We start from the raw sequence: 16,973 nt of genomic DNA on the forward strand, positions 1-16,973 counted from the left end.
TGCTGAGAAATATTTAAAGCCCCGGTAACAGCCGGGGTTTTTTATTTATGCGTGTTGTTATAATAAAAACGGCTTAAGGAGCCGATTATTGAATTGCTTAAAAATCCAACATTCCGAAAATCCTTGACATTAATTCCGTTTTGTTCTATTTTTGACCCATCAATAAATTCAAAGCGGAACTTCTATGGGTCCCATTGTTTCTCGTTTCATTATTATTAACTGGTCTCCGGTTCATTCAGAACTGTGCGTAAAGCATTATTTGTAAAGTAGATTATCTGTGAAAAAAGGAAAAAGAGAATGATACAGATAATTTTATTTTTTGTACTTCTGCTTGCATCCAACCTGATGCAGGCAGAGGTTCGTTATGTAAGCAAGACAGGCAGCAGTACGCCGCCTTACACATCACCTGAAACCGCAAGTGATTCAATTAAGAAATGTATTGATATCTCTAATCCGGGTGATACAATATTTATAAAGAATGGTATATATAGCGAAGAACTGAGAATCACGAAAAAACTATATTTTATTGGTGAGGGTGCTGACAGTACAATCATAGCACGATCATCGAATCCGACCGTTCTTAGGTTTGAAAGAGGTGGCCTAATGGATGGTATTTCAATAATCAATCAAACTACAGACCTCGGGACACATGCTGTTTATCCAATTATCCCACTGAGTGATACACTCATAATTATCAATTGTAAACTTTATGCTAAATCCGGGTGTATTGCTATGTCTAATGGTCACCTAATTGTTGAGAACTGTTATTTAAAGGGCGGCGCATTTATTGGTACTTTGGGCTTGTCACCAGAGTCATCTATTTTCCTAAAAAACAATATTTCATTTCAAGAGAAATATTTAGCTACCTTTAGCACTCATGCAACAATCCTGAATAATCTATTTTACTCAAAAGAGAGCATTATATATCTTCAAAACAATGCTCCTCACTTAGTGGCTAATAATATTTGTATCAGCGAAAACAACACTGTAGGCACAGGTATTAAAGGTCTGGGTGTTACTTTTCTTAACAACTTGGTTAGTGGTTATTTTGAGTGGGGTGGTATCGGGCTTCATTTGCATGGCGTTATTAAAAATAACATTGTTATAAATTCACATACCGGGGTGACGGGCGCTCATCCAGACGGCTATCCGACTGATTATGTGGTAAAATACAATAATTTCTATAGACCTATTAACACTTATAGGAATATGCTCCCCGACAACACCAACATTGATGTTTTCCCCATGTTTAACAGTGAGCAGGAGGGGGATTTTCGTTTGCAAAAGTATTCCCCCTTGATTGATGCCGGTGACCCCGCAATACTTGACCTTGACGGCACACGCAGTGACATAGGCCCCTACGGCGGACCCTACGGTATGGTGTATGAATATGAAGACCGGCCGCCTCTGCCACCAGTAATGGTTTCCTTTAACAGAACAAGAACATCGGTTATGCTTTTCTGGAGGAAAAATCAGGAACGGGATTTGACTGATTACCGGATTTATGCAGATACTACCTCGGCTGGTTTTAGCATGGCTGATAGTTTACTAGTAGGGCAGACTCAGGATACAACCTTTACCCTCCCGCTACCGGACTCAGGGCGAGTGTACTATTACAGAATAAGCGCAAGGGACAGTATTGGCAATGAGTCTGCATTGAGCAATACCTTAACGCTTGTAATGACATCAATTGAAGAACAAACTGAGCGAATAACTCCTGGACAGAGCGGCCTGGCTGGGAATTATCCGAATCCATTTAACCCGACCACAACCATAGTCTATCGCCTTGCGGAGCGGAGTTATGTAAAACTGTATATATACACGCTTAAAGGGGAGCTCTATGACCTGCGGGTGAACGAGGAGCAGCAGCCGGGAGAGTACCGGTATTTATTTAACCCGAAAGAAAAAGGAACCATGAGTGACCTTGCCAGCGGCGCTTATTTTTACATGCTTGAAACCAAAGGCAGCGAAACCGGTAAAATCATGAGAGATACGGGTAAGATGCTGTTGATGAAATAGTGAGAAAATTATCCTAAAATTTATTTTGTTAGTGTTCATAGCGGCCGCTGTAATTCATCCGCAAAAGCAGCCCATATATCAGAATAGTTCCTATTCGATATATCCGGAGTCAGTGGTTCAGGGGGAATACTCTGCTCAGGTAAAATCGGAGGGATCAATAGTATCCAATTATTTGCCGGCTTTCAGCGGAGGGCTTGACCGTAATCTGATTTTTAAGTTCAGTATTAACGGCTTTGATAATGAGCGTCCCCCGGGGCTCGATCACCGGGTGTTTCTGAATCCGAACGGGGGGCGTTTTGTAACTCCGGTTTATACCTTCGGGCGATCTACCGAAGCAGACACGGTTCTTGAAGACGGACCTGAGTATCCCATCGCTCCGAATGAAAAATTTCAGGTTGTATTCCGGGTGAATATGAATGAGGTTCTTGCTTCATTACAAACTGAGGGTTCGTTTACCTGCTATAACGGTCAGGTAATTATAAAAAAGGATTTTACGGGGGTATATATCATGGGAAGTTCGGCTCCGTTAAACTGGGACTTCCCAGGTCCTGCAAAGGAAAAACAGTTTCAGCTCACTGATCCCGACAATGATGGCATCTATGAGGTTGCTCTTGAATTTGTAAACGGTTTCAGAAGAGCGCCTTCTGAGGAGGTCGGCTTTCTCTGGAAGCAGTCGCTGGATCTAAAAGGATTTCCGGAATACACTTCCCCCTATCCGCTTCTGAATGCAATATATAGAATGTCATTGGAGGAGATGAAAGAGAACATTCGCAAGGATGGTGCTTTAATGGCGGGGGAAAAATGGACTGGTGTCTGGACCCGCGATATCAGTTACAGCATACTTCTTTCACTGGCAATCGTGAATCCCGATGCCTGCAAAACCAGTTTGATGGCTAAGGTGAAAGACGGCATCATCATACAGGATACCGGCACCGGCGGCTCCTGGCCGGTTTCTACTGACCGGATGACCTGGGCACTGGCGGCGTATGAAGTATATCTTTCCACTCGCGACAAGAAGTGGCTCAGAACTGCGTTTGATATCATCAGCAAAAGCGTTAAAGCAGATCAGAAAAATGTATTTGACCCTGCAACCGGGCTTGTCCGGGGTGAAACCAGTTTTCTGGACTGGCGTGAGCAGACTTATCCCCGCTGGATGCAGCCGGCTGATATATATTCTTCTCCCGCACTCGGCACGGGTGCGGTGCATGCAAGGACGTATCAGATCCTTGCTTTGATGGTAGATGAACTGAAGGAAGATGCCGCTTTTTACCGGATGCAGCACTCCGAACTGATCTGGGCGCTTAATCAGCAGTTTTGGAATGAACGTGAGGGGTATTACAATAGTTATATATACGGAAGGATTTTTCCGGTTCGTTCATCCAGAACCGAGGCACTTGGTAACGCTCTTATGGTATTATTTAATCTCTCAGAGGGAAAGGATGAGCAGATTGTAAAAAGCTATCCTGTTTCAGATTACGGAACACCCGTTGTCTGGCCCCAGGAGCCGGGCATTCCCCCGTATCATAATAACGGAATATGGCCGTTTGTTGAAGCATTCAGAATGTGGTCAGCAAAGAAGGTATATAATGAATCGGCAGTTATGCACTCTTTTGCTTCTTTGTTAAGGAGTTCCGCACTCTTCCTTACGAACAAGGAAAATCTGGTGGCCGAAACAGGGAGCAGCGCGGGAACGGAGATAAACTCCGACAGGCAGTTATGGTCGGTGGCTGGCAGTCTTGCCTGGGTTTACCGCATTCTTTTTGGCGTTGAGATGAATGAACAGGGAGTTTCGTTTCAGCCGTATATACCCGGCGGCCTGAAGGGGAAACATGAGCTGAAAAACCTCAAGCTGGGGAATACACTGTTTCATATAACAGTAGAAGGGGAAGGATCCGTAATTGCATCATATAAGGTAAACGGGAAAACTACAGAAAAACGCGTCTTTAATCATTCAGAAAAGGGAACATATAAGATTGAAATTGTGCTTCGGAAAGAGGAAAGTTCTTCTGATATAATGCTGAAAGGTGTCAGTTTTGCTCCCCTGATGCCGGTGCCCCGTTTTGACGGCGAGACCATCTCATGGGATGAGGTGCCGGGCGCTGAACTGTATAATATATACCGTAACGGGGAACTGCTGACCTGGGTGCATGTTCCGAATTACACCCCCGATGAGGATGATTTTATTTGCGAATACCAGATTTCCGCAGAAAACAGTGACGGGCTGGAATCGTTTCTTTCAGAACCGCTGAGAACCGGAATTACCGAATTTCATTTCAGCATATCCTCGCTTCTGAATTCCGGTGATGAGTATATAACACTTCTTGCTGATGAAAACCAGATTCTGGATCTGACCGTCAACATACCTGAGGACGGCACCTACAGCATTGATTTTCTTTATGCAAACGGCAGCGGGCCGGTGAATACTGACAACAAGTGCGCAGTGAGGACTCTTCAGATTAATGGTGGAACAGGAAGCACCGTTGTGTTTCCACAGAGAGGAACCGGGGAGTGGGAGTCGTACGGTTACTCGAATGTTGTTTCAGCAAACCTGATGGAAGGAACTAATACCTTCCGGCTCTCGTATCATCCACTTGACAGGAATATGGACGGACAGATGAACACCGCTCGTATTATGGTCATGCGTATCTCCCGTATATACGGTTCATGAGGAGAGGGTCAGGATAAGTCCCTCTTTCGGATTACCGGCAAAACGGTGTTTGTTCTTCAGGTAAGCCGCCCCTCCGGTCCAGCAGGCAAGCGCATCAAGCTGATGGTTGTTGGCGGGAGTGTCAGCCGGCGGCAGTTTGATATATTGTGAGAAAAGAGAATACGATTCTTCTAATGGAGTATCTTTTGCTATACCGCAGATTTTTTTGATATCTGCCGGATAGGTTTCGAATACCTGAATGCCAAGAGATTCAAGATGGTCTTTCAGTTCAATGCCCCGTGCAGTGAAGCCGCCAAGGAACATAGGTGACATTGCATCAAGCTCCCTGTCTGACTGGCGGTACATATAATCGGTGCATGCTTTTAGTCCGCGATAAACCCCGGGCAGAGACAGGGGAACATCTATAAAGACCATTCCGGGCTGGTATTCATTAACAAAGTCTTTAATCATTTCCGAGGCATCGGTTTTTTTTGTGCTTTGTAAAAAAGTAAGCCGCCGGTTTTTCAGATAACAGATAACGGTGGTCCCATTCAATTTTCCGCCGAAATCTATGCCGATATGAGTAAGTTTCTTGTTCATGTTATAATACTTTATGTACCTGAAAAATACATTATTAACGGTAAATAAAAACGGACTCTACTGTGCCGCCGGTGATTTTTATATAGACCCCTGGCGGGGAGTTGACCGCGCTGTGGTCACTCACGGCCATAGCGATCATGCTCGTCCCGGGTCCCGCTTATATCTTTCCTGCAAAAAGTCGGAACTGATACTGAAAGAACGCCTTGGCAACAGGATATCTCTTCAGACGGCTGATTATAATTCTCCGGTTGTGATAAATGGCGTTACAGTATCATTTCATCCGGCCGGGCATATACCAGGTTCAGCTCAGGTTCGTGTTGAGCACCGGGGGGAAATATGGGTGGTATCGGGGGACTATAAACTGGAAGATGACGGACTTTCGGATCCTTTTGAGCCGGTGAAGTGTCACGCCTTTATTACCGAATCAACATTCGGAGCACCCGTTTATCACTGGGAGCCGCAGGAAAAAGTATATGAGGCGGTAAACGGCTGGTGGAGCCGGAACTGCATGCAGGGAAAAACATCAGTAATATATGCGTATTCGCTGGGCAAGTCGCAGCGGCTGATTAACGGACTTGACCACGCCATCGGAAGGATATACTGCCATCCGGCAGTTGCTTCTATGAACGAGCGGGTGAGGCAGTCCGGTTTTACGCTGAAAGAGTGCACTCCGTTGAGTCTTAAAGAGGAGCAGGATTACCGCGGGGCGATGGTTATCATTCCCCAGTCCTCAGGAATCAGCGAATATATGAGAAGATTTACTGCCCCAGAGGATGCATATATCTCCGGCTGGATGCAGATAAAAAAGATGAGAAAATCTTCAGGACGCCCGGCTGCCTTTACGCTTTCTGATCATGCGGACTGGCCGGGGCTGCTTAAGGCAATTAAAGCAACGGGGGCTCACAGGATATATGCAACACACGGATATACTGAACTGCTCACCCGCTGGCTTCTTGATAGCGGATATGACGCTTCTGTTCTCCCTTCCCCCTATACCGGAAGGGAATAAAGCTCTCTTTTTACCCCTCTTTGTAATCGCTGGTCTTACCAAAAAATCCGCCATTCTGCAAGAAAAATCTGACTTTTCGATGAAAATTTATTTTCCGGTTTGGTGAAAATTAACTTGCAGAACTTCCTCTCTTTGAGATATTTTTGAAAGCAGTTACACGGAAAGAGCCGTGTTAATAAAATGTGGATAACTTTCTTCTGTGAAATTATGTTTCACAATGGTTTCTTAACAATTATTTAACTTTGGGCCTTTTAGCTGTTAAGTTACTTGAAACTGAACCTTTAAGTTATTGAAATATAAAGAGTTAGAGAGTTTTTGGGTTTGTGGATAAGTTGTTGATAAATATCTAACTAAACGTATAAGAGATTAAAAATTGAACAAATTTGAGGCAGATTCGGGCATTGGTAATGTGGATAACCCCGAAAAAGCATTTAATGATAACAATGGTTTTTCTGCATCGGAAGCAAAAAAACTATGGAGTGAGTGCCTCCATGTTATTAAAAAGCGGGTAAACGAAAGAACCTATTCTACCTGGTTTCTTCCGGTTCAGCCCCTTTCTCTTTCGGGAAAAGTGCTGACCCTTGAGTTTCCGAACCTGTTTTTCCATGAATGGGTTGATACTCATTACGGAGAGGTAATTAGTGACACGGTAAGGGGCATTATTGGCGGAGAGGCAAGAATAGAATATGCGGTTTCAGAGAAGCAGGCGGTTTTTGAGGATGACCTTCCGCCGGTAGTTATAAAAAAGCCGCTTATTCCCCCGCCGGCTCCCAAAAAGCAGCCGGAGTTTACCACCAACCTGAACCCAAAGTATGTGTTTGATAACTTCATCCGTGGGGAGCATAATCAGCTTGCGCGGGCTGCCGCCATGGCAATCAGCAATAATCCCGGCAAAACTTCCTTTAATCCCTTTTTTGTGTATGGCGGGGTCGGGCTGGGCAAAACCCATCTGATACAGGCAATCGGAAATGCGGTACTGCAGAACTCCCCCGAAAAGCGGGTTATCTATGTGACATCTGATAAATTCACCACCGATTTTGTGGACGCCATCCTGGGTGAAAAAACCAATGAGTTTTCCAGTTTTTACCGCAGTATGGATATCCTGATTCTTGATGATATTCAGTTTCTGACCGGAAAGGAAAAAACGCAGGATTTATTCTTTCACGTTTTTAACGCCCTGCATCAGATGAACAAGCAGATTGTCCTTTCCAGTGACCGGGCTCCTAAAGATCTGAAGGGAATGGATGACCGGCTTATCTCCCGTTTTAACTGGGGACTTACGGCGGATATTCAGGCGCCTGATCTCGAAACCCGCATAGCTATCCTGATGCGCAAGGCCGAGGAGATGCAGCTTGAAATATCACCCGAAACCCTTGAGCATATAGCTACCCATATCACTTCCAACATCCGTGAACTTGAAGGAACACTGGTAAAGCTCCTTGCTAATGCCATGCTCAGTTCAAGCCCTATTACCATTGATCTGGTGCGGAAAACTGTACGGGAAATTTCCACAACCAAAAAAACCAATCTCAGCATTGATCTTATCACCAGATATGTATGCGAGTATCTGCATATTGACGAGAAAAAAATCCGTGATAAAACACGGAAGCAGGAAATAGTGAATGCACGCCAGATCGCAATGTATCTTTCAAAAGAACTCACAAAATCCGATCTGAAAACCATTGGCCTGCATTTTGGCGGGAGGGACCACTCAACGGTTATTCATTCTATTAATACCGTCCGTGAAGATATGACCAAAGATACCCTGCTTGCTGACACCGTGCAGTCTATCCGTCAGAAGATTGAAACTGCCGCGTTCTGAGAAAATACGCCGGTAAGTATCTCTACCGGCAGGAAGTGATGCCGGTTATTCTGCTGATTCGCTTCTAAAAGGAGATCCGCAATGGGAATGAAATCATTTCAGAATTGAGTAAATTTGGTCTGCATATTTTAAACTAATAGTGATTGTACCTCCCGATGATACGGTTCCTGCCCAGGATTATATTCAGTGTTCTGCTGACGGCTTCATTTCTTGCTGCCCAGCCCCTCACTCCGGTCGAAAAACTTTATGATGACACACATGTTGCGCGTATTGATATAACCATCAATCCCGCGTTTCTTGCGTATATGTACGCAAACCCGCTGAGCGATTCGATGCATCAGGCGACTTTCAAATTTCAGAATAATCATATTAATGAAACGGTTGAATCTATAGGATTCAGACTGAGGGGCAACACTTCGCGCTGGTCAAAGAAGAAATCCTTCAAGGTTTCATTCAATGATTTTGTTCCCGGCCGCGAGTTCTACGGGGTTGACAAACTGAACCTGAACGGAGAGCATAATGATCCCTCCATCATCCGCAGCAAACTCAGTTTCGACCTTTTCAGAAAAGCCGGCATTATTGCCAGCCGCGCAAGCCACGCAGCCGTATATATCAACGGACAGTATTACGGGCTGTATGTATCCGTCGAACATATTGATGATGAGTTCCTGAAAAAGAATTTTGCCGATGACAGCGGCAACTTGTGGAAATGCTTATACGGCGCCGATCTCCAGTATCTGGGGAGCAGTCAGCAGCCGTATAAAGATCTGAATAACAACGGCACTCCCTCTTATGAGCTGACACAGAATGAAGAGACGGGGGATTATTCACAGCTGGTGCGGCTGATTACCCTCCTGAACAATACGCCGTCGGGGGTATGGCAGGATTCTCTGGAGAATTTTCTGGATGTAAAAACCGTGCTGCAGTATCTTGCGCTTAATCTTCTGCTCGGCGGGTGGGATGATTACTGGTCGCTGATGAATAATTATTACCTTTATCATAATCCAACGGAAGATAAATTCACGCTTATTCCGTATGATTATGATAATACGTTCGGGGTTGACTGGTCCGGCCATAACTGGACAACGGCAAATCCTTATAACCGGCCCAAAGTGGTCGGAGGACCGCGTCCGCTGGCGGAAAAGCTGATGGCAAATCCGCAATACCGGAATTTATATACCCGGTTTCTGCAGTTCTACCGTGACAATCTGGTGATCATGCCTCACTGGGATGCACGCCTTGATTCTCTGCGCGCCAGTATAACATCAGCGGCATTGGCAGATTCATTCCGCACGCTTGACTACGGCTTTACCAGCGGTGATTTTTTTAATTCCTATAACGCCACACCCTATTCAAATCAGCATGTAAAATACGGCATCCGTCAGTTTGTGAACACGCGCACCAGCACGCTTCCGGCACAATTGAGTTATCAGTCTGCCGGGCCGATTGTTTATGATATATCCATAAGTCCGGAAAATCCCGGACCGGGTGATTCCGTATATATATACGCTTCCGGATTTACCGCCGTGGGAATCGCGGAAATGTCCGTTCACTTTCTCCGGCAGGGTGCTTCTTCAGCCGAAGTTTATCCTATGCAGTTCCGGCCGGTTCCCGGCTCTTTCGCGGTTGAAGATGCAGACCGCTATGCCGCAGTCCTTCCTCCGCTCGGGGCAAACGGAGCGGGTACGTTCAAGGTGTATATACGGGACGCAGCGGGAAACAATAAAATGTATCCACGTGTGAGGCCTGTTGCAATTTCCGCGGGGAGCATCACCGGAACCGGTGTGGGGATAAATGAGTTTATGGCTGATAACGCCGGAAGCGTTCCGGACCCGGCCGGACAGGCAGACGACTGGCTTGAGCTCTATAACCCGACCAATGCTCCGGTGCTTCTTACCGGCAAGTATCTGACCGATAATCCCGGCAACCGTACCAAGTGGCGCATCGGTTATGACTCACTGTATATACAGCCGGGGCAGTATCTGATTGTATGGTGCGATGAGGATCTGAACCAGCCCGGCGTTCACGCGAATTTTAAACTGAGCAAATCAGGGGAGTATCTGGCCCTGGTTGATTCTGACGGACAGACAATAATAGACTCGGTCACTTTTGGTCCGCAGCGGACTGATACCTCTGCATCCAGAACTCCCGATGCCGGAAGTGTCTGGTCATTTACTCTGCCGACACCCGGAGCGCCGAACAATCCTTCCTCAGCGGGTGAAGTTATCACGCTGCCTATGGAATATACTCTGACCGCGTATCCGAATCCGTTTAATCCGGAGACGGTAATCGGAATTACCGTTCCGGCCGGAGCCGAGGCCCGTCTGATGATTTATGACATAATGGGAAGAGAGATAAGGCAGTTCAGCAATGAGGAATCCGCGTCCGGTTCTGTTGTGTGGAACGGAAAAGATGACCGGGGCATTGCAGTTGCCGCGGGAATATATATTGCCATGCTCCGCTCGGAAGGAAGGAACATGGTTCCTCTTAAACTGATGCTTTTAAAATGACAAGGTGCTGCTTATGGCGGGCGTGAATAAATTTCTTTATTCCATATTATATTTTCTCCGGCAGGAAATTGGTAGTGACTTTCCGGTTAATCCTGATTTAACGATACGGGAGATACTCTCGGAAGAATCATTCGATGAGCTTGATTTTATCATAGCGCTTATTCATTTTGAGATGAATCACGCGATTGATATACCGGACGGATGGCTGGAGCAGAAGGATATCACGCTCAGGGAATTTGCGCGGAGAGCGTCAGAACTTCCGGAAATTGAAGAATCGTATATCCCGGAATTTCATCAGATAAAAACGGGACTTATCAGTTATCTGATAACCACGGTAAAGAATGCACAGTGGCATCAGTCAAATAATGAAATACCGAATTAAACCCCGTGTTAATGTTGCAGAGACGATGCATGCATCGTCTCTGCAGAACATATATAATAACTACCCCTTCAGGTAATATTTATTTTTGATGACGCCGTTTTCGAATTCATACACCAGCGGGTTTCCTGTTGGTATATTCAGTTCGAGAACCTGCTCGCGGGTCAGTCCGTCAAGAAACATAACCAGTGAACGGAGACTGTTACCGTGTGCAGTAACCCAGACGTTTTTTCCTTCCTTTACCAGCGGTTCAATTTTTTCCTGATAATAAGGAATGGTTCTTGCGGCAGTATCCTTTAGACTTTCGGTAAAGCCGTCCGGATTCAGTTCAGTTTTGTCTGATGGCGGGGGAACATCATAACTTCTGCGCCAGATATGCACCTGTTCATCGCCGTATTTATCTGCAGTTTCCTTTTTATTTAAACCCTGCAGCGCGCCGTAATGACGCTCATTGAGGGCCATGTGGCGCTCTGTTGGAATCGGCCCGAATCCGGCCTCTGCTGATGCCATTTCTGCTGTGCGGATAGCGCGTTTAAGCACTGACGTAAAAAGATAATCAAACTGAAAACCCTTTTCTTTCAGAATGGTGCCGGCTTCGGTTGCTTCCTTTTCACCTTTTGCTGAAAGGTCAACATCTACCCAGCCGGTAAAACGGTTTTCAAGATTCCATTGTGATTCACCGTGACGTAATAAAACCAGATAATTCATTCATCGCTCAAATTTTGTGAAAATACAGTGGTAAAACTACAAAATCGGACGGGCTTATCATAGATTACCGGTAGAAATTGCATCTGTGAATAAACTCACAACCTTAATTTTAACTTCATATGGTATGGTATTTTCCTTTATTTTTATGAGGCTTCTACCGTAAAATTTCTTTGCTGTCAGGCAGGTGATAATATTTTACGGCGGGAGCAATTTGTAAAGCTGTATCAAATTAAAACAAATTTTTGAAATTCTCAATCTGATACAGTCTCTCTCAGCAGCTGTGTTTGTTTTGTGTCTTTTTTGCAATTGTCTGTTCTGGCACAATTTGTGCATGAATAGGCCTATATTTAACTCGAGGTGTTCAATGAAAAATTTAACGACGTTGTTTCTTCTGCTGTTCAGCGTGGCAGTTTTCGGATCTTCCGACTCTTCCAGCTCGAACAAGGTACAGCTTCCGGAATCCTATTTTGCCGGCGCTGGTCTTGAAGGCAACAGCAGTGTAAGAGTGTTAAGTACCGGCAGCGGCCGTAACACTACTTTTACCAATCCCTACACAAATGCTTCTATGACGGTTTTTGCCGGTGCACTGAATGCTACTCTTGATGGCAATTCAGTTAAGCTCTTCTGCATTGACCTGAGAAAAAATCTCGCTTTTTATACCGTTAATCAGCCTCATACTTACACCGATGACGGCGTCACTATTTCTCAGATCACTTATATTCTCAACAACTATTATCCTTACGTAAATCACCCATACCCTGGTTCACTCAGCGATATAAATCGTGAAGCAGCCGCAGTTCAGCTGGCGGTTTGGTATTTCAGTGACGGCGTAAGTGCAAGTACCGTTACGGACGCAACCACTAAAAACCGTGCGCTTGCAATCATTGCAGATGCAAATGCAAATGCCGGAAGCGTGCTTCCTGTTAACACACTGATAATTACACCAGCAACACAGAATGTTGCCGCTGGTCAGGGAGTAACCTTTACCGTAGCAGCTTACGATGCAGCAGGGCTTCCTCTCGCGGGAAGAACCATTCAGCTTTCATCAACTTCCGGTACTCTTAGTTCAGTTTCTGTGGTTACCGGTGCCAACGGTGTATCGCCTGTTGTTTCACTTTCACAGGGCGCCGGAAATTCGGCCACCATCACTGCGACAGCAAACGTATTTATTCCGCAGGGCACACGGTATGTTCATACCATCAGCCCGAATGATTATCAGAAATTAGTTCTTGCCACACCAGGAGCCGCAGAAAGAACCACTACTTCAGAAATTACCTGGTATAATTCACAGCCGGGTGTCTGCGATCTTAATGGTTATCAGACCTTTACCCAGGGCGGCTGGAGCAGCCCCAATAACAGCGGCCCGGGAACTATCCGCCAGGCGCACTTCAGTTCTGTATTCCCGAACGGTTTCACCATCGGCGGAGGTTCTAATAAAGCAACATTTACCTCAGCAACCGCAGTCAGAGATTTTCTCCCGGCCGGCGGTACTGCAGGCCAGCTGACTGGCACAACCGTTAACCCGAGTTCAAATAATCCGCTTATTAAAAGTGCGGGCGTTCTGGCAGGACAGGTTATAGCAGCTACCATGAACGTGTATTATAGTGAGGCCGGATATCTGGGAACAAACCCGAATCCTCTCGGGAATTTAGTATTTACCAGCGGTCCGTTCACCGGAATGAGCATATATGATTTCCTCACACTTGCTAATCAGGCGCTCAGCGGTGCAAATACCGGATTTACCTATTCACAGATTAATGATGCAGCCACATCAATAAATGAAAATTTTAACAGCGGTTCAGGTCATGAAGGTAACTTTACCTGCGCACCGACCGTTCTTCCGGCAAGTCTTGGTGATAAAGTATGGTTTGATACCGATAAAGACGGTATCCAGGATGCCGGTGAAAATGGCGTTTCCGGAGTTACCGTACGTCTTTTTGACTGCTCAAACAACCAGATTGCAGTTACAACAACCAATGCTTCAGGAAATTATCTTTTCAGCAATCTGACACCGGGCAGCTACTATGTTCAGTTTGAACTCCCCTCAGGTCATGTATTTACTCTGAAAGATCAGAGCGCTGATGATAATGCTGATTCAGATGCAGATGTTCTTACCGGAAAAACCGTTTGTACAGATCTGGTAAGCGGAGAGAATGATTTAAGCTGGGATGCAGGTATTCATCTTGCACCTGATGTTTGCATCACCTCATGGACCGGTTCACTTGACAATGCTTCAACTCTCTGCGAACATAACCCCACAACGGTTAGTGTTAACGGAAGCGTGAATATTACTCCTTCAAACGGAATAGGCAAACTTCGCACCTCGTGGGAAATAATTGCTCCTGCAGATCTGGTTACCAGTCCTGTTTACGGGACAACCGATCTTACCGGAAACCTGAATTTCAGCATTACCGGAAACTGGCCTGGCGTGCGCTCAACAGATACTGAAGTGAGAATCAGATTCTCCGCAGTAGTGCTTGACTGTAATGACCATGTACTTGGTTCACCTGTTACAACTGATATATACTGGACGCCGGCTGTCTGCCCGCCTCCGCCTCCGCAGTCTGCAGATATTCAGGTGGTTAAAACCTCCAATATATCCAGCGTGGTTAACGGAGAAAATATCATCTTCACCGTAACCGTAACCAATCTTGGCGCCAGCAATGCTTCCAACGTGGTTGTTGAAGACCTGCTGCCTGCCGGCATGAACTATGTAAGCCACACTGCAACCGCAGGCACCTACAGCGAAACCAGCGGTCTCTGGACCATCCCTGCTCTTGCAAACGGTGCATCTGCAGCGCTTACGCTTACTGCTGAAGCAGATCTGCTTGCTAACGGCGGTCTTATTAATCTTGGACCGGCAGCTGATTTCAACCTGTTTGTTCTGAATGACCTGAATCAGCCGTCATCAGATACTGAAGGAAAAGCAGCAATCGGAAGAAATGCTTCACTGGCAGGTTACAGCGTTGGTGATAAGCTCCCGATGGCTCCGTTCGGCGCGCAGGATGTTCTGGTTGTCGGCGGAAACCTCACCTTCACATCAGGTGCGGTATATAACGGAAATATTGTATATGGTGTATCCTCCAATCTTCCGATCTATCCGGTTAGCACAACCGGCGGAACGGTATATCAGGGTACTCCTATTGATTTTAATGCTGCAAGCGCTCATCTGAACACCTTAAGCGCCCAGCTTGCTTTCTATCCTCCGAACGGTTCAGTCACACTGCAGTTCGGCGGAATGTTCCTCCAGGGTGATGATCCGCAGCTGAACGTGTTCAGCGTAAACTCTGCCGATATGGCAACCATTAACGATCTGCAGATTCATGTTCCTAACGGATCTGTGGTTCTGGTTAACGTTACCGGCGGCAGCACAAGCTGGTCGGGCGGTTTTGAACTTTTTGGTACCGCACGGAATAATGTTCTCTTTAACTTCTACAATGTACCGCAGCTTACCATTTCAGGTATTGATGTTACTGCATCAATCCTTGCTCCTACAACAAGTGTAAACTTTATTGCAGGTGTGCAGAATGGCCAGATGATCTGCTATAACATGACCGGACAGGGACAGTTTAACAATGCTCCGTTCCAGGGTGTTGTGCCTCTTAATGAGCAGTTAGTGAATATAGCTTCATTAGTAAGCTCATTTCCTGCAGACCTTAACGCAGCAAATAACAGCTCATCGGTTCAGTTTACCGTAACCAATGTTCAGCAGACCGGCGGGACTCCGGGCGGCGGACAGTGGCAGCTTGTTTCAAGCATCGCTGTTCAGCAGACCGTTCTTACGCTTGCGAATACCTCATCAGGCGCGATCCTGGCAGGTACTGAAGGCGGAAAGATATATATGTCAACCGATAATGGCGGAAGCTGGAGCATCATCAATCCTGATATGACGGTCGGATATATCTGGTCGTTAAAGGTTAACTCTGCCGGAGCTATATTCGCCGCAACGGATGACGGTATCTACCGCTCAACCAATAACGGCACCACCTGGGCTCTTACCGAACTCGGCGGAAAAGATGTACGCGCTCTTGATATCCTTGCAAACGGCGATATGCTTGCCGGAACATGGGGATTCGGAGTATATATATCAACAGATAACGGTTCAACCTGGAATCCTTCTAACGGCGGTCTCACTGCACCTGCAGTACATGCTCTTACTCATACTGCAACAGCAGTATTTGCCGGAACCTTCCAGGGCGGCATCTTCAGAAGTCTTGATGGCGGAAACAGCTGGTCACCGCTGGTAATTGAATATGAACACATCTGGTCAATGGGTGTTACCTCAACCGGTGTGCTCTTTGCAGGAACCTACGGCCGCGGCCTCTTCTACTCCGTGAATAACGGAGATACCTGGCTGCCGGCAGTCGGCATCCCGAGTTCATTCATCTATGCAATCAGTGTAGATGTTAATGATAATGTTTACGTAAGTACCTGGGCAGGCGGCGTATATGCGGCACAGGGCGGTTCATTTAACGATGCTCCGGGCCTTGGCAGCAGTCCTCTCAGTACATTTGACTGGACACCGATCGGTATGCAGGGCTACGGCGTAAGCTCACTGCTTGCAAACCTTCAGACCGGTGCTCTTTATCTCGGAACCAGAGAAGGTCAGTTCTACCTGAACGACAGCCCGCTCGCGGTTAAGGAATCGAAGGAAGACTATATACCGTCTGATTTCGCTCTCGAGCAGAATTATCCGAATCCGTTTAACCCGGAAACCAGAATCAGATTTGCTCTGCCGGTTAAGCAGAATGTAACACTGACGGTATATAACATACTTGGTCAGAAAGTGCGCACCCTTCTTGCACAGGAACTTGAAGCCGGAGTTTACAGTGTAAGCTTCCAGGCACAGGAACTCGCAAGCGGTGTGTATATCTACAGACTGCAGACAGATAAAGCTACTCTTACGAAGAAAATGGTTCTTCAGAAGTAAGCTGACATAAGTTCCCCTTTAAGGGCTGCCTGAAAAAATTCGGGCAGCCCTTTTTTTATTTATTCAGGCTTCATTATATATATTACTTTATAAGTCTTTCCGGTCTGGCCGCTTTGCGCGAAGCTTTGACAAAGAATCAGGTGAATCAGAAAAGTTTCCCGCAGATCACGCGGATTAACGCAGAAAAGATCAGATAATCTTTGGGTCTTGGTGTCTTTGCGCGATACTTTGACGAAGAATTAGGTGAATCAGAAAAGTTTCCCGCAGATCACGCGGATTAACGCAGAAAAGATCAGATAATCTTTGGGTCTTGGTGTTTTTGCGCGATACTTTGACGAAGAATTAGGTG

At 46.1% G+C, this 16,973-nt stretch carries 9 protein-coding genes; 7 read left to right on the top strand and 2 right to left on the bottom strand.

Annotation, left to right across the window (positions count from 1 at the left end; translation table 11 throughout):
- Nucleotides 1-297 precede the first annotated feature (297 nt).
- Nucleotides 298-2,019 (top strand): hypothetical protein, encoded by a 1,722-nt coding sequence (locus HRU80_04425; GenBank protein ID QOJ28160.1) that lies wholly within the window; start codon nt 298-300, stop codon nt 2,017-2,019.
- A 25-nt stretch (nt 2,020-2,044) separates the two neighbouring features.
- Nucleotides 2,045-4,687 carry a glycogen debranching protein gene (locus HRU80_04430; protein ID QOJ28161.1) on the top strand — a complete coding sequence of 881 codons (2,643 nt, stop codon included), beginning with the start codon at nt 2,045-2,047 and terminating at the stop codon, nt 4,685-4,687.
- Here HRU80_04430 and HRU80_04435 read toward each other — a convergent pair.
- Entirely contained in the window at nt 4,682-5,266 is a 585-nt protein-coding gene (locus HRU80_04435) for a hypothetical protein (GenBank protein ID QOJ28162.1), read from the bottom strand. The two genes, HRU80_04430 and HRU80_04435, sit on opposite strands and share 6 nt — an antisense overlap.
- 13 nt (nt 5,267-5,279) lie before the next feature.
- Between HRU80_04435 and HRU80_04440 the strand changes: the two genes are divergently transcribed.
- The 4 genes from HRU80_04440 (at nt 5,280) to HRU80_04455 (ending at nt 10,989) form a co-directional block, all read left to right on the top strand.
- Nucleotides 5,280-6,275 carry a ligase-associated DNA damage response exonuclease gene (locus HRU80_04440; protein ID QOJ28163.1) on the top strand — a complete coding sequence of 332 codons (996 nt, stop codon included), beginning with the start codon at nt 5,280-5,282 and terminating at the stop codon, nt 6,273-6,275.
- Nucleotides 6,276-6,684: 409 nt separating this feature from the next.
- On the top strand, nt 6,685-8,097 hold the full coding sequence (gene dnaA / locus HRU80_04445) for a chromosomal replication initiator protein DnaA (GenBank protein QOJ30451.1): 1,413 nt from the start codon (nt 6,685-6,687) through the stop codon (nt 8,095-8,097).
- A gap of 155 nt (nt 8,098-8,252) precedes the next feature.
- Complete coding sequence (locus tag HRU80_04450; protein ID QOJ28164.1) at nt 8,253-10,607, top strand: CotH kinase family protein; 2,355 nt, start codon at nt 8,253-8,255, stop codon at nt 10,605-10,607.
- 22 nt (nt 10,608-10,629) lie between these two features.
- A complete protein-coding gene (locus HRU80_04455; GenBank protein QOJ28165.1) occupies nt 10,630-10,989 on the top strand; it encodes a hypothetical protein in 360 nt (119 codons plus the stop codon).
- Between the two features lie 60 nt (nt 10,990-11,049).
- On the opposite strand, the gene HRU80_04460 is transcribed toward HRU80_04455, so the two are convergent.
- Nucleotides 11,050-11,694 (bottom strand): 2,3-bisphosphoglycerate-dependent phosphoglycerate mutase, encoded by a 645-nt coding sequence (locus HRU80_04460; GenBank protein ID QOJ28166.1) that lies wholly within the window; start codon nt 11,692-11,694, stop codon nt 11,050-11,052.
- A gap of 364 nt (nt 11,695-12,058) precedes the next feature.
- On the opposite strand from HRU80_04460, the gene HRU80_04465 reads away from it, so the two are divergent.
- Entirely contained in the window at nt 12,059-16,624 is a 4,566-nt protein-coding gene (locus HRU80_04465) for a choice-of-anchor A family protein (protein ID QOJ28167.1), read from the top strand.
- Nucleotides 16,625-16,973: the final 349 nt, after the last annotated feature.

The organism is Ignavibacteriales bacterium, assembly GCA_015709675.1.
Lineage (GTDB): Bacteria > Bacteroidota > Ignavibacteria > Ignavibacteriales > Ignavibacteriaceae > H2-BAC3.